Annotated in this window: 13 protein-coding genes and 1 tRNA gene; 6 read left to right on the top strand and 8 right to left on the bottom strand. The window is 57.5% G+C overall.

Going from position 1 to position 13,527, the window contains the following annotated elements; translation table 11 throughout:
* Positions 1 to 111: 111 nt before the first annotated feature.
* From QNM96_RS17960 to QNM96_RS17970, 3 genes are all read right to left on the bottom strand, one after another.
* Positions 112 to 1,020 carry an ABC transporter ATP-binding protein gene (locus QNM96_RS17960; protein ID WP_283838075.1) on the bottom strand — a complete coding sequence of 303 codons (909 nt, stop codon included), beginning with the start codon at positions 1,018 to 1,020 and terminating at the stop codon, positions 112 to 114.
* 97 nt (positions 1,021 to 1,117) lie between these two features.
* Positions 1,118 to 2,308: an iron ABC transporter permease gene (locus QNM96_RS17965; RefSeq protein ID WP_283838077.1), complete on the bottom strand. Its 1,191-nt coding sequence runs from the start codon at positions 2,306 to 2,308 to the stop codon at positions 1,118 to 1,120.
* Between the two features lie 144 nt (positions 2,309 to 2,452).
* The gene (locus tag QNM96_RS17970) at positions 2,453 to 3,589 is read right to left on the bottom strand and encodes an ABC transporter substrate-binding protein (protein WP_283838078.1); all 1,137 of its coding nucleotides are present in this window, start codon (positions 3,587 to 3,589) and stop codon (positions 2,453 to 2,455) included.
* Between the two features lie 307 nt (positions 3,590 to 3,896).
* Between QNM96_RS17970 and QNM96_RS17975 the strand changes: the two genes are divergently transcribed.
* Positions 3,897 to 4,805: a serine/threonine-protein kinase RIO2 gene (locus QNM96_RS17975; RefSeq protein ID WP_283838079.1), complete on the top strand. Its 909-nt coding sequence runs from the start codon at positions 3,897 to 3,899 to the stop codon at positions 4,803 to 4,805.
* 102 nt (positions 4,806 to 4,907) lie between these two features.
* On the opposite strand, the gene QNM96_RS17980 is transcribed toward QNM96_RS17975, so the two are convergent.
* Entirely contained in the window at positions 4,908 to 5,069 is a 162-nt protein-coding gene (locus QNM96_RS17980; RefSeq protein ID WP_283838081.1) for a hypothetical protein, read from the bottom strand.
* Positions 5,070 to 5,417: 348 nt separating this feature from the next.
* Here QNM96_RS17980 and QNM96_RS17985 point away from each other — a divergent pair, with 348 nt between their 5' ends.
* Positions 5,418 to 5,960, top strand: coding sequence for a twin-arginine translocation signal domain-containing protein (locus QNM96_RS17985; protein ID WP_283838083.1), 543 nt, complete (start codon positions 5,418 to 5,420; stop codon positions 5,958 to 5,960).
* 123 nt (positions 5,961 to 6,083) lie between these two features.
* On the opposite strand, the gene QNM96_RS17990 is transcribed toward QNM96_RS17985, so the two are convergent.
* Entirely contained in the window at positions 6,084 to 7,466 is a 1,383-nt protein-coding gene (locus tag QNM96_RS17990) for a zinc ABC transporter substrate-binding protein (RefSeq protein WP_283838084.1), read from the bottom strand.
* A 253-nt stretch (positions 7,467 to 7,719) separates the two neighbouring features.
* On the opposite strand from QNM96_RS17990, the gene QNM96_RS17995 reads away from it, so the two are divergent.
* The 4 genes from QNM96_RS17995 to QNM96_RS18010 all read left to right on the top strand — a co-directional run bounded on the left by QNM96_RS17995 (position 7,720) and on the right by QNM96_RS18010 (position 9,294).
* Entirely contained in the window at positions 7,720 to 7,890 is a 171-nt protein-coding gene (locus QNM96_RS17995) for a hypothetical protein (protein WP_283838085.1), read from the top strand.
* A gap of 28 nt (positions 7,891 to 7,918) precedes the next feature.
* Positions 7,919 to 8,437, top strand: a complete 519-nt coding sequence (locus QNM96_RS18000) for a hypothetical protein (RefSeq protein WP_283838086.1) — start codon at positions 7,919 to 7,921, stop codon at positions 8,435 to 8,437.
* A 118-nt stretch (positions 8,438 to 8,555) separates the two neighbouring features.
* Positions 8,556 to 8,630: transfer RNA gene (locus QNM96_RS18005), tRNA-Val, on the top strand.
* Between the two features lie 370 nt (positions 8,631 to 9,000).
* A complete protein-coding gene (locus tag QNM96_RS18010) occupies positions 9,001 to 9,294 on the top strand; it encodes a GYD domain-containing protein (protein ID WP_283838087.1) in 294 nt (97 codons plus the stop codon).
* 95 nt (positions 9,295 to 9,389) lie between these two features.
* Here QNM96_RS18010 and QNM96_RS18015 read toward each other — a convergent pair whose 3' ends face one another.
* From QNM96_RS18015 to coxB, 3 genes are all read right to left on the bottom strand, one after another.
* Positions 9,390 to 9,650 (bottom strand): cytochrome C oxidase subunit IV family protein, encoded by a 261-nt coding sequence (locus tag QNM96_RS18015; RefSeq protein ID WP_283838088.1) that lies wholly within the window; start codon positions 9,648 to 9,650, stop codon positions 9,390 to 9,392.
* Positions 9,651 to 9,802: 152 nt separating this feature from the next.
* Positions 9,803 to 12,289, bottom strand: coding sequence for a cbb3-type cytochrome c oxidase subunit I (locus tag QNM96_RS18020; protein ID WP_283838089.1), 2,487 nt, complete (start codon positions 12,287 to 12,289; stop codon positions 9,803 to 9,805).
* Entirely contained in the window at positions 12,289 to 13,278 is a 990-nt protein-coding gene (coxB, locus tag QNM96_RS18025; protein ID WP_283838090.1) for a cytochrome c oxidase subunit II, read from the bottom strand. The genes QNM96_RS18020 and coxB overlap by 1 nt, the downstream gene beginning before the upstream one ends.
* Between the last annotated feature and the right edge of the window lie 249 nt (positions 13,279 to 13,527).

Consider the following 13,527-nt stretch of genomic DNA (forward strand, 5'->3'; position numbering starts at 1 on the left):
CCTAAAATATTAAAAGTACTTTGTTTTAGGCAAACCTAAAAATTCGGCTCGGAGAGCCGAGATAGCTACGCCGACGAAACGCTCACAGAGAAACGACCGATACACCCCCTCTTAGCGCCGTAGTGCGCGTTGGCGCGACGCTTCGATCGAATCATCGTGAAGCGGGCTCACGGGGGTGATCCGTATGCCGTCGTTTTCCTTGACGCGGGCCTCGATCCCGAACACCTCTTCGAGAAGGGCTTCGGTCACGACCTCCGCGGGCCGGCCGCGGGCGTGGATCGAACCCTCGTTGAGCGCGAGCAAGTAATCCGCGTATCGGGCCGCCTGTTCGATATCGTGTAAGACGAGCACAACGGTGACGTCGCTGTGGTCTCGAAGCGCCTCAACGATCTCCATCACCTCGAGCTGGTGGTGGATATCCAGAAACGTCGTGGGTTCGTCGAGCAACAGGATTTCCGTCTCCTGTGCGAGGACCATCGCGATCCAAACTAACTGCTTCTGGCCGCCGCTTAGGCTCCCCACGTCGCGGTCTCGAAGGTGATCGACGCCGGCGAGCGAGATCGCTCTATCGACGGCCTCCTGATCGGCCTGCGTCACCGATTCGAAAAACCCTCGATGCGGGTATCGGCCGTGATAGACGAGGTCTTCGACCGACAGGCTTCCCGGGGACATGTTCTCCTGTGAGAGCAGGCCGAACTTCCGAGCGAACTCCTTCGAGTCGAGTTCGTGAGCGTCTCGCCCATTTAACAGCACCGTTCCCGATTCGAGGGATATCTGTCGAGCAATCCCCTTCAGGAGCGTACTCTTCCCGCTTCCGTTCGGACCGATGAGCGCGGTCACGTCGCCTTCCGGAACGACGATCGATTCGTCGTCGATGACCGGTTCCTCGGCGTTCGGGTAGCCGACGACTAACTCCTTGCCGACGAGCTGTTCGCTCTCGTCGTCATTCGGTTGTTTTCGTTCGGTAACCGGTACATCCTGTTCTATCTCCGTGTTTTCTCGATGTGTTTCTACGGACATTCGTAATCGCCTCCACGTGCACTGTTTGGTGTTCGTCCTCGTCGTCTGATATGCGCTCGAGCGCGATGGCACCGACAGGTATTCGCCCTTCCGATCATCAGATCTCACCGAGTTGCTCTTTCTTTCGCATTAGATAGAGGAAGTACGGCCCGCCGATCAGTCCCGTAACGATACCGACCGGTATCTGGACGGGGTTGAGTGCGAGTCGCGCACCGACATCCGCGGCGACCATCAACGCCGGTCCGACGAACAGACAGCCGATTATCAGACGTTTGTAGTCACTTCCGACGATGTTCCGAACCATGTGCGGGACGATCAGTCCGACGAAGCCGACGATACCGGCCACGGCGATACTCGCGGCGGCCGCGAGGACGGCGACACCGGAGAGGGCGAATCGCACTCGCTCGACGGACATTCCCAGCGACGACGCCGTCTGTTCGCCGAGCAAGAGCACGTTCAGTTGGCGGGAACTGATGATCGCAAGCCCCATCGCGACCACCGTCCACGGCAGGACCATCCGCACCTGCTGCCAGTCGACGCCGGTGAGCGATCCGCTTGTCCACGCGATAGCTTCCTGAACGATGCCGATATCGTCGGCGAAGAAGAACATAGCGGTCTGGAGCGACCCGAATACCGTTCCGACGATAACGCCGGCGAGGACCAGCCGAATCGGACTCGTTCCGTTCTTCCAGGCGATGACATACACGAGCAGGAACGCGACCGCGCCACCCGCTGAGGCGACCAGCGGAAGGACCGTCGTCAATCCGCTGAAAACCGTCAACACCAGCAAAATCATCAACCCCGCGCCGGAGGAGACGCCGAGGATGAACGGGCTCGCGAGTTCGTTTCGGGTAACCGCCTGAAAGATCGCGCCGGAGACGGCGAGGTTCATGCCGACGAATATCGCCACGAGTACCCGGGGAAGCCGAAGGTTCCAGACGATGAGCGTCTCTGTCGACAACTCGGGTAGCTCTCCCTGATAGCCGGTGAGAAACCGCATCAGATCCTCGCCGACGAAGAAGTTGAGGAGCCATCGGGGATCGAGCAAGACCGTCGTGTCGAACACGGCCCGAATTGCTTGTCCGAACGTCATCGAATACGCCCCGTACCTCACTTGGACGAGCCCGGAAATGGCGACGATTATCGAACTTCCGAGACACAACGAGAGGAGTTTGCCATCAATAAGCGAGGGTTCGTTCCGCCGGCGGCCGGCACTCGCATCGGTACTCGAGGAACCCGGTGATCGTTCAGCGGATCTGCTGGATCGATCCGTTCCAGTTTCGGTCATCGTGGCACTCCGTCTATCCCCATCGAATTCTCGAGACTGTGGGCTACTGTGGTCACATCGATAGCGTACTTCTCGGAGCCGATGCTACCGGGTGCTATTGAGGTGTTAGTCCACTCGCCGTTGCTGTTCGGTTTTCCACGCATGCTATGAGTCGGTACTGATATCTGCGACGCGATCTCGGTCGAACAGGTCCTCGTCGGGCTCGAATTCGTCCGTATAGAGCTGTTGAGCCCCCCGCTCAAGTTCGAACAGGTGGCTGATCGGTCCGAGGTACAGCGGCCCGCCCTGAAAGACGCGACCGTTCTGGACCGCTGTCAGTTCGCTCCCCACGGAGTGGTCTTCCATGTACGAAAGCACGGACTCGCGGAACTCGTCACGGGATTTGTGGTGGTGGCCGCGGATCAGGATCACGTCGGGGTCGACTTCGAGGACGGTTTCATAATCAAGGGTGCCTCGTTCGGTCGTACTCAACCCGTCAATCCCGGTCCCCGAAAGCGCGTCCTCGAGTCCGAGTTCGTGCCAGTGTTTGTTGTCCGTTCCGCGGTCGGAGAGTCGATACGGCGTAAACTCCTCCGGCTCGTCCGAATTGTCGTGCGTGAGTAGTGCGGTTGGTCTGTCTTCGATTGGGGGCAGTCGTGACTCGACGTCCGAAACGAACTCGTCGTGAAGGTCGGCAAACTCCTCGAACCGATCCCGTTGCTGGAATACGTCCGCGACGAGTTCGAATGCCTCGTACATCGAATAGTATCGGTAGTCGTGCCAGTCGTCGGTTCGTCTGAAGATCGTGTTGCCGATGAACGGGGCGACGTTCTCATCGATTTCCTCGACATCTGCTTCTTCGAGCCCGAACGCCGAGTTGTGGACGAGCCAATTCGGGTCTATCAGGTGAACGTCTGGGTCTAGTTCGTAGAACAGTTCCCTGTCGACGCCGTCGTTCCAGAGCTCGGTCAGCGAATCCAGATCGAACTCAATGCCGAGTTCGTCGAAGTGCTTCGTGACGATTCGATTCAACTCGCCGGCGGCGAGCAGTCCGTCGCCGACGCCAAGTACGATTCCCATCTCGGCGTAGTTGCTCTCGTAGACCACCCACTCCTCGGGAACGTCCTGAAATTGGACTTTTCCAACTGGTTCCATCGAGACTGTATACGAATCTTCTTCCCCGCCACCCGAGTCGACTTCGGGCGTCGAACAGCCAGCCAGTAGTACTGATCCGACGGCCGTTCCGCCGGTCGCTAACACTCCCCTGCGAGTTGTCCCGTTTGCGCGTGCTGAGACGACCATCATTCTTTAGGCCCGCCTAAACCATTATAACCGCTTCGGTTTTTTGGCACACCTAAAACTAGTCGATCCGGTAGAACGTGCAGTAGGGTACTGATTTACAACTTCGACTGCCGTCGGACATCGGCTAAAATCCGTTTTGTCCCGGGAACGTCTGGTGAGTGGCTAATGCTCAATACTTGTCTGTTCACAAACCCGGGATTTTATATCTCATTATGCGGTTTATAAACTCCTCTCATCGAAACGGGCGAGCGTCTGGACTGGAGTCACACGTCACGACGTTTTTACGTACCCGGCGGGTACACCGTCCATGGTGCGGAATATCGCCGGTCTCTTGCCGGAGCTCGAAACCGAGGACTTCTATCTCCTCTCAGGGGTCGAACAGGGGATGCGTTTCTCCGAGTGGGTCCAGCGAGAGAAATTGACGGACTTCTCCGGCTTGACGCCGGAGGAGGTCGACTACCGCCTCGAGCGCTGTCTCAAACGCGGGTTAGTCGAGAAAAAGACGATCCAGTACGAGGGATACACCCTCCAGTTCGAGGGCTACGATACGCTCGCATTGCGCGCGCTCGTCGAAGGCGACACGATCTCCGAATTCGGAGCGCCCCTCGGCGTCGGCAAGGAAAGCGACGTGTACGAGGTCAAATCGTACAAACCCCTCGCACTGAAGTATCACCGCGAAGGCTATACGAACTTCCGGGAGGTCCACAAAGAACGAGATTATACCTCCGACAACGAGCACGTCTCCTGGATGTACACCGCCCGAAAAGCCGCCGAACGGGAACACGACATCCTCGAGTCGCTGTATCCCGACGTATCCGTCCCTCGTCCGATCGAACAGAACCGCCACGCCATCGTCATGGAGAAGATGGACGGCGTCGAACTCTCCCAGACCAGACTCGAGGACGAACAGGTTCGAGGTGTACTCGACCTCCTGTTGAGAGAGCTCACTCGAGCGTACGAACTCGGCTACGTTCACGCCGACATGAGCGAGTACAACGTCTTCGTCAGCGAGTCAGGGGTGAAAATCTTCGATTGGCCCCAGTCCGTCCCGACGGACCACGAAAACGCGACGACGTTCCTCCGACGAGATCTGAAGAATCTCGTAGGCTACTTCCGCCGAAAGTATCCAAGTCACATTTCGGACGACCTCGAGAGCGATCGCGTTGCGGATGCGATCGCAGACGGCTCCTTCGAGTCGATTGCGGATATCGAATAGCACCATTCCGAGGTACTGCTGAGTCGGTATTATTCTCTGGTCTCGAGTCTCTCCGGAGCCAAAACGTCGATCGGTACCTGATTGGGGAATTCTTGTGGTGAGTTAGGCTGCACTCGAGTCGATATCGTTGATCTGGACGAAACCGTACTCACAATCCGGGCAGTGCCACTTGATTTTCTCGCCGAGGTGCAGGGTCGTACTGGCGGCGCGGTAGAAGGTTTTGACCCCACACTCCGGGCACTCGTGTTCGAGTTCCTGGGACATACGAGTCGATAACGAACGAACCGAGTTTAACGTACTGATTTCGAGTACGCACCCTGGCCATTACTTATGTAATATATCTCATGTTGCTATATAGAACGTGCAAGCTTCGAACGAAACTCTCGGAGTTCATTCCTCGAGTTAACATCCACACGCCGTTGCTCCGAGATGTCGGCGGCGACGAACGCACACGATTAGGGGCCGTTGGCTGATTTTCGAGAACGGCCCGTCGCGCTCGCAAGCGACGATCAGTGTGCATTTCGCTGGCTTTCTGAACCACCCTTGCGACGAGAGATATTAAAAATAGATAAGATAGTAACAATTTTAAACAATACATGTGGTAGTACTGTTATGGACCTCTCAAGACGAACGGCCCTCAAAGCCGGTGTCGGAGCGATATCGATGGCCGTACTCGCCGGATGCGCATCTGATGATGCATCCGAAGAGACTGACGACGGTACCGAAACACCGGATGATGGTGATGACGATGGTTCCGAGTCAGATCTCGATTCCGAGCCGGAAGAACACTCCCTCGAGTTGCTCGTCGAGGAAAGCGTCGCCCACGAACATGCGTGTCTCCATTCCGACTTCGACGATCGAACGCCGCTCGAAGCCGGTGACTCGAGCGAGGACGCACCGACGGAAGAAGAGACACACGTGATCTGGGAAATTTCGTACGAGGGTGACCAGGGATACTTCGCCTTCGATACCGACGCACACGAATACGACGGGCCGTTCGTCTTCTATACGGCCGAGGGATCGGCCGAACCGGTCGAGGGAACCGAACAAGAACGCGATGCGGTCGACGATGACGAGTGCGAGACCCTCGATGAGTACGTCGAAGTCGAGACGCCTGACGACGGACGGATCGTCCTCGAACTGCAAACGTCGTAACGAATCGGTTTCTGGGACGCGTCGTCTCGAATTGACTTTCTTTCGCAAAAAGCGCTTCCACCCAAACGCATCATCGAGACTACTCTGATCGATTCCGTTTTCGGTTTCTTTCTTCGCGCGAGGCTATTCTGCTCCGAGCGCCTGTCTCAACGACGGGAGATTGATCTCCTCCATCTGTTCGATCCAACCGTATCCGGCCTCGTTCCACTCCTGAGTGGTCCCTTCGACAGGCGACAGCGGTTCGTAGTGCTCCGCGTCGGTTTCCTCGAGGAGCACCTCGACCATTTGGGGGATATCCTCGCCGGGATTTTGCGTTTCGAAGGGGTCATAGAGGATCGTTTCGATGTCGTGCTCCTTGACGAGTTCGATCATTTCGGAGATGTCCGCGCTGGTTTCTGCTTCGTCGGGCGAGATCCCGACGGGCGTATGTAACTCGAAGTCGTAGCGGGCTTCGATGTACTGGTAGGAGTCGTGACCCGCAAAGACCGCGACATCACGGCTTGCGTTCTCGGCGAGTGCTTCGAACTGCGCGTCGATCTCCTCGAGTTTCTCGACGTATTCCCGTGCGTTTTCCTCGTACAGCTCGGCGTTGTCCCCATCGGCGTCGCCGAGTCCGTCCGCGATCGTCATCACGATATCCTGTGCGATAACCGGATCCACCCAGACGTGTGGATCGGGGTACTCCGGCGCTTCGGTCTCCTCGAGTTCCTCGACGACCGAGACCAACATCGCTTCGTCGCTTGTGTCCCAAACGACGTCGCCATCAGCGACGAGTTCGAACACGATTCGGGCCTGCGTCGGCCCGTCTCCACCGAACACGATGTCGTCTCCCCGCGATTCGATCTCGATATCTTCGTCTTCTTCCTCGACGAAACTGGCCTCAAGCTGGAACTGTTTGTCGTCGCCGATCGGCAAAACTCGTCCTTCGTCGTCCTCGAATATTCCAGTGATCACGACCTCGCCGCCGAGTGGAATGTCGGGGACGCCGCCGTGCCAGTGGTCGATGTGCCAATAGGCAATTTCGTTCCCGGTTCGTTGGTTGTAGACGTCGAACCCCTCGATTTCGAGATCGTTCGGATCGAAGTCGTACTCCGCCGGCTCGCGATCGATGTCCCCATCGGAATCCATCTCGAGAAGCTGGTTCTCGAGGCCGTCCATGCCGTCGATGAGCGTGACGTTGTCGTAATCGCGCTCGAACTCCGAGGCGTACTCCTGGGCCCACGGAAATTCGTCGGTGTCGAGATACACGAACGCGCTCGAGTCGGCGATATTCCGCTGGAGGTCGCTCGGCGGTTCCCAGCCGTGGCCCATTTCACCGGTCTCGATCGCGTTCTCGAAGTCGATCTCGCCGTCTGCGATCTCATTGGCCCAGTCCCAGAGCGGGAAGAACGCGGCGTATCCACCCTCGGACTGCTCACCGTCGGGCTCGCCGAGACAGCCGGCGATCGCTCCCAACGCGATAGCTCCTCCGCCCGCTTTCACCATCGAACGGCGTGTCAGCTTCATACGAACGTGTACGAGCAGGTACATAAATAAGTTATTATTTTAATGGGTAATTTTGTTAATAAGGGCCATCATCACACTCCGAATTATTATTCATACCGGCGGTTGGTGGATGTGCCGGCCGCTCGGACGACCCGAGTGCGCGAATCATCCCCCCACGTACTCGAACTAACTCCCAATAGAGAATTATTAGATATTATTAAATTTGTCTGCAGTCAGAACATGTTTAGGAGAGACTGCTAGACTGGTTACTCGAATGACTGATACCGATGCAAGACGTTCGTCTCGAGGAACTACCGAAGCGACGGTGACGGCCACCTTCGAGGACGGGACGACCGAAACCGTCACCGACGAGGCGGACGAACGTCACCCTCGAGTCTGCCGGCGAGACGGAGATCGAACTGACTGTCGAGAACGCGGACGGTGAGACGGATACGAGCACGGAGACGGTCAACGTGTCGGCGGCTGTCGACTTCCTCGAGGTGACCCAGATCGAGGTTCCCGAGGAGGCTACTGCGGCTGACTCGCTCGAGGCCACGGTCACGGTCGAAAATACGGCCGAGGCCAACGTCACCGGCGAAATCACCTACGAGTTCGGTGGCTCGGTGCGTGGCGAGGAGTCGCTGAGCCTTACCGGCGGAGCGTCTCCGACGCTCTCGTTTACCGTCACCGCTCCGGACGAACCGGGGACGTATCGCCACACGGTCGAGACGGGCGCAAGCAGTCGTAACGCAACCACGACAGTCGAGCCAGACCGAGCGGAGGAGCCAGACCGAACGGACGGCGAATCGGACGAAAGTGAACGGGACAACGAGACCCGCGGTGATGACCCGGACGAGAGCGATCTGCAAGGTGACGATGATTCAGGTGACGACGATACGGCTGACGACGGAACTCCGGGATTCACCGCCCCGGCTGCAATCGCGGCGTTCGCTGTTCTCCTCTCGATGAACCGTTTACGGAGATCGAACTGACCGTTCCTCAAGGCGGCGTCACGATTTCGACGGTCGAATTCGGTGGGGGCACTCGAGAAGTCGCCGACCGGCGATTGAAAGGAAGTCTTAAGTCGAACGCTCGGATACAATCTGGTGCGGGTTGGTGATCTAGTCCGGTTATGATACCTCCTTCACACGGAGGAAGTCGGCAGTTCAAATCTGCCCCAACCCACTAGTTCTGTCGCGAGCAAATCCGTGAGCGACGGTCTCGTAATGTTGGGACAGTATGAACGAGACGAGTCGCACGCCCGGGAAGCGAACGAAGTGAGCGACCCGGAACGTCTCGGCGTGGTTCAAATCTGCTCGAGCACTACTTCTGTCGTAAACGAACCCTGAAACGACCCAAAATCCTAACGAGGTTCTGATCCAATTCGACCATTGGTACCGGCTACTCGAGACAAACGTTGATTCGTCTCGAGAGGTCCCCAGGCCCTCGAGGCCGACCGATCTGAAGTCGACGACCGTGAATATTCGCGAGCCGATGTTTGTCGCTGGCTCGGTGGTAGGGGTTTATCACTCGAGCCGGTGGCGGTACCACCGCAATGTCAACGTACGTCACCCTTTGGGAGTTCACGGAGCAAGGTTCACAGACGGTCAGAGACAGCCCGGAGCGCGTCGATCGGATCGAGGAACTGTTCGACGAGATGGGCGGGCAACTCGAGGAGTTTTACATGCTGATGGGGCGGTACGATACGATGACGATCAGCGACTTCCCCGACGACGAAACGGCCGCACAGGCGGTCCTCGCGGTCACCGAAAAGGGCAATGTCAGTTCGGAGACGCTCAAAGCCTTCTCGAGGGAGGCGTCGAGAGAGCTACTCGGGGGAATCCCATAGACGTAGATTCGGACGTGTGAACGAACGGCGACCCGATATTCGAACTCTCGAGTCGAACGGAAAGACGAACCGAAAACAACGACGGCTGAGACTGATTACTGGATGGAGAAGCCGGCGGCCACAGTGAGCAAGAACACCATGAATACCGCCACAGTCATCATATAGCTGATCGCCCGGGGTTCTTCGATGAGGTGCTGGAAGTAACCGGCGATCAGGAGGGATTTGACTACAGCGAGTAGCATGACCCCGCTTATCGCCGTCCAGTAGTCGAAGTCGAATTCGAAGAATACGAACTTCGCAGTACCCAGTACGAGCAACACCACGTAAATGATCGCGTAGGTCCGAACACTCGCCATTGATAGGTGATTGGGGTTGAAGGGCACTTATAGCTTCCTCATGTCGCTCGAGATCGAGTGCTAAATCTCCCACAATCGCGCGGCTATCGATCTGTTTTCGGACATCAGGCCTTCAAAATCAACGCAAAAAGAATCCGTTGTCGCGACGGCCTCTATACCAGGTAGAACAGTGGGAACAGGAAGACCCACACGATGTCGACGAAGTGCCAGTAGAGGCCGAAGTACTCGACGGGCCGATGATCCTCGAGGTAGGCGTCTATCGAAAGGACTCGATAGATCATAAAGCCTGCAACGATCAGGCCGAGTATCACGTGTAACGCGTGGAGCCCCGTCGTCACGTAGTACAGCGAGTACTCGAGTCCGGAGAACCAGTAATCTCCGTCACCGAACTTGACGCTGTACTCGTAGGCTTTCACGCCCATGAACGCGAATCCGAGTAACATCGTCGCGCCGAGGGTTGCGAGAAGCCCTTTTTTGTTCTGGCGTTCTGCCATCACGAGCGCGAGGATGACGGTGAAACTCGAGGTGAGCAGGATGTACGTGTTCAACAGGCCGGGCCAGGAGGCGAACGGGATCGTCTCCCATTCGGTCCAGCCCATGTGGATACGCATGAAGACGTACGCGCCGATTGCCGCACCGAAGACGACGACGTCGGATGCAAGGAACACCCAGACGCCCATCTTGGTGTTGTCGATGCCGCCGAACGGCCAGCGTTCGGCGATGGCCATCTCGGGTGCGTTGAACTCCTCGACGCCGAACTTAAACAGCGTGTACGTGAGGATCATGAGTCCGATAACGGTGAGTATCGGGAACATGATGTTCGGTTCGGCGTCCGGACCTGCTGGCAGGCCGTTAGCGATTTCGGCGTTTCCAGCTTCGACCGCGGACTCCATGAAGTCGTAGACGTACGGCGTCAGTCCACTGATGCCGATGAAGGTCACGAAGGTACCGAGGCCGATACCGAACGGCCAGATACTCGCGTGGTCCGCGTGTTCTTCTTCCTGTTGTGCGGCGGGCGTTTCGGTTGCGACGCCACCGTCAGTGGCTTTGGCGGCGTCGTCGACGAACTCGAGTTGGCCGCTCGCATAGGACGGGCGACCGCTCCAGTTGTCCAGCGGCGGTGGAGACGGAATCGCCCACTCTGCGGTTCGGGAGTACTTCCACGGATTGTCGGGTGCTTTCGGCCCGTACAGATAGCTGTGGCCGAACGTGATGAACATGATCGCGAACGACGTCGCGAGGACGAACGCGCCGACGGTCGCCATCTGGTGGTAGATCTGCATGCTCTCCCCGAAGTGGAAGACGCGCCGTGGCGTCTCCCAGGCGAGGAACATCGGGAAGTAAAGCAGGTTGAACCCGAAGAAGTAGACGGCGAAGTTGAGCTTGCCGAGCTTCTCGGAGTACATCTTCCCGGAGATTTTCGGCCACCAGTAGTAGAGCCCGGCGATCAACGCGGTGACGCCCGAAACCATCACGTAGTGGAAGTGAGCGACGACCCAGTAGGTGCCACGGAACTCGTAGTCGAGCACGACGGCACCGAGGAAGACCCCCGTGATACCGCCGAGGATGAACAACACGAGCGCGCCGAGGCTAAAGAGGAACGGCGTCGTAAAGCGGACGCGTCCCTTGACCATCGTGTAGATCAGCGCGAACACCATCAGGTCGAACGGTAACGAAATCCCGATGGTGGTCGCCATGATCAGCGTCTTGATCTCTAGGTTGATCGTCGTCAGGAACATGTGGTGCATCCAGACGAGGAACGACTGGACCGCCACGAGGACCATCGCGATGATGACCCATTTCCGGCCGACGAGACGGCGACCACAGAAGGTCTGGAACGTCTCGAACATGATCCCCAGTGCGGGGAAGAAGACGATGTACACCTCTGGATGGCCGAAGAACCAGAACAGGTGCGCCCAGAGTAGTCCCGACCCTTGATCGGTCGCGAAGTACTGGGTCATCATGACTCTGTCTATTCCTAACAGTAAGAGCGCCGCGAGCAGAGCCGCGAACGCGAACAGCATCATCCAGACCGTGAGCAGCCACGACCAGGTAAACAGCGGAATGTTCCACAGGCCGAGCCCTTCAGCACGCGACCGGTGGATGGTCACGAGGAAGTTTATCGTCCCGAGGGTAATCGAGAGGACGAACAGGATTAACGCGAATACCGTTATAGTCCCCCCCGTCGTCGCCTCGACCGCGGGCGTGTACGTTGGAACGTTTAGCGGGGCATACATCGTCCACCCGCCGGCGAACGTTCCACCCTGGAAGAACGAAAGCGCGATCATGATTCCCGAGAACAGATAGAACCAGTAACTCAGGGCGTTCAGTCGCGGGAACGCGAGGTCCTTGGCTCCGATCTGAAGCGGGACGAAGTAGTTCGCGAACCCGGATGCAATCGGGGAGAGGAACCAGAACACCATTATCAGCCCGTGAGCCGTCACAGCCTGGTTAAACCCGTCACCGGAGAGGATTCCGGTGCCGCCGGACTGCCACAGCTGGGCCCGGAACAACAGCGCCATCATCCCGCCGAGCACGAGGAAGAAAAGCGCCGTGGCGAGATAGAGCGTCCCGACGTCTTTGTGGTTCGTCGTGACTAACCACCGCTTGATCGACGTTTTTGGCGGTAGATCACTCATCAGTTCTCACCACCCTCTTCGTCGTTGTCCGTTTCGTCGTCGCCTTCATCCTCGTTATTCTCTTCATCATCTTCTTCGTCTTCCGGCGATTCGAGCGTGAACGTTTCGTCGGACGGGCCGGTGAATACGATACTTTCTTCGACCGGCTCGAATTCGTCGCCTTCCGGCGTGATTTCGACATCGTAGTCGCCGCCCTGATCGATTTCGTTGATCGTTATCGAGCCGTTCTCGAATTCGTCACCGTCGTAGGCGTACTCGTGACCTTCCTCTTCCTGGTGGACGAGGGTTAGTTCGTCGACGCCTTCGGTCACGGGCTCTTCGTCTTCGTCTTCGAGGGTGATGTCGAGCGTGAACTGCTCGTCGACCCACTCCTCGTAGGCCTCCTGATCCTCGAGGACGCGGAAGTCATCATCCATACTGGAGTGGCCTGCACCGCAGAGTTCGAAGCACTCGATCGCGTTCTCGTACTCGCCTGGATCTTCGGCGATGAACCACGTTTCGTCGTGTTCACCGGGGATAGCGTCAGCTTTCACCCGTTCTTGTGATATCCCAAATGTGTGCCAGACGTCAGTTGATGTGACGCTTATTTGGACCGGCTCATCGGCCGGAACGACCAGTTCGTTCGGCTCGAGTCCGTTGTCGTACTCGTAGGACCAGCTAAACGCGGACCCCTGGACATCGACCTCGATCGCGTCTTCGTCGAGTTCGTCGGGGCCGTCTTCGACGTACAGGAGCATCCCGTACGTCCAGACGATGAGCGCGATCACGACGATCGCACTCAGAATGAACGAGACGAATAGTTTCTTGCCGCTGCCTCCGCCTGTCGGAAGTTCTCCGAGCGCCGGCAGATCTTTGTCGTCGGTTCGGTCCTCCGTATCACGGTACTTGTACGCGTTGTACAGTGTATACGAGACGACAATAATACCGACGAGTGTACCGAGTGCGAGGAAGACGAGGAAGATGTCCTCGAACACGTCGACACGTGTCATGTCCTCTGCACCCGTGCCAATCTGCAATGGAGTCGGAGTTGGAAGTGCGCTGTAGATTGTGTTCACCTCTATTTGGAAACCGGGTATATGTCGGACGATGCTCGCTGGGAGCACTTATCTATTTGGAAACGCTGTCCGCGACACTGTCACGACCGCGTCTTACGAGGTATCGTTCGTGACCAGTTGTGTACTCCCCTAGTCCGTCACTAGTCTGTTTGACCCACGGGTCTTTTTTCTGTCGCTCTCAAT

Origin of the sequence: Halostagnicola sp. A-GB9-2, from assembly GCF_030068615.1 — an archaeon.
Taxonomy (GTDB): domain Archaea; phylum Halobacteriota; class Halobacteria; order Halobacteriales; family Natrialbaceae; genus Halostagnicola.

Excerpts from the sequence above, each read along its gene's own strand:
- QNM96_RS18010 (WP_283838087.1), top strand. The coding sequence starts at position 9,001 with ATGTCAACGTACGTCACCCTTTGGGAGTTCACGGAGCAAGGTTCACAG.
- QNM96_RS17970 (WP_283838078.1), bottom strand. The coding sequence starts at position 3,589 with ATGGTCGTCTCAGCACGCGCAAACGGGACAACTCGCAGGGGAGTGTTA.
- QNM96_RS17975 (WP_283838079.1), top strand. The coding sequence starts at position 3,897 with ATGGTGCGGAATATCGCCGGTCTCTTGCCGGAGCTCGAAACCGAGGAC.
- QNM96_RS17990 (WP_283838084.1), bottom strand. The coding sequence starts at position 7,466 with ATGAAGCTGACACGCCGTTCGATGGTGAAAGCGGGCGGAGGAGCTATC.
- coxB (WP_283838090.1), bottom strand. The coding sequence starts at position 13,278 with ATGACACGTGTCGACGTGTTCGAGGACATCTTCCTCGTCTTCCTCGCA.
- QNM96_RS17965 (WP_283838077.1), bottom strand. The coding sequence starts at position 2,308 with ATGACCGAAACTGGAACGGATCGATCCAGCAGATCCGCTGAACGATCA.
- QNM96_RS17960 (WP_283838075.1), bottom strand. The coding sequence starts at position 1,020 with ATGTCCGTAGAAACACATCGAGAAAACACGGAGATAGAACAGGATGTA.
- QNM96_RS17985 (WP_283838083.1), top strand. The coding sequence starts at position 5,418 with ATGGACCTCTCAAGACGAACGGCCCTCAAAGCCGGTGTCGGAGCGATA.
- QNM96_RS18015 (WP_283838088.1), bottom strand. The coding sequence starts at position 9,650 with ATGGCGAGTGTTCGGACCTACGCGATCATTTACGTGGTGTTGCTCGTA.
- QNM96_RS17995 (WP_283838085.1), top strand. The coding sequence starts at position 7,720 with ATGACTGATACCGATGCAAGACGTTCGTCTCGAGGAACTACCGAAGCG.
- QNM96_RS17980 (WP_283838081.1), bottom strand. The coding sequence starts at position 5,069 with ATGTCCCAGGAACTCGAACACGAGTGCCCGGAGTGTGGGGTCAAAACC.
- QNM96_RS18020 (WP_283838089.1), bottom strand. The coding sequence starts at position 12,289 with ATGAGTGATCTACCGCCAAAAACGTCGATCAAGCGGTGGTTAGTCACG.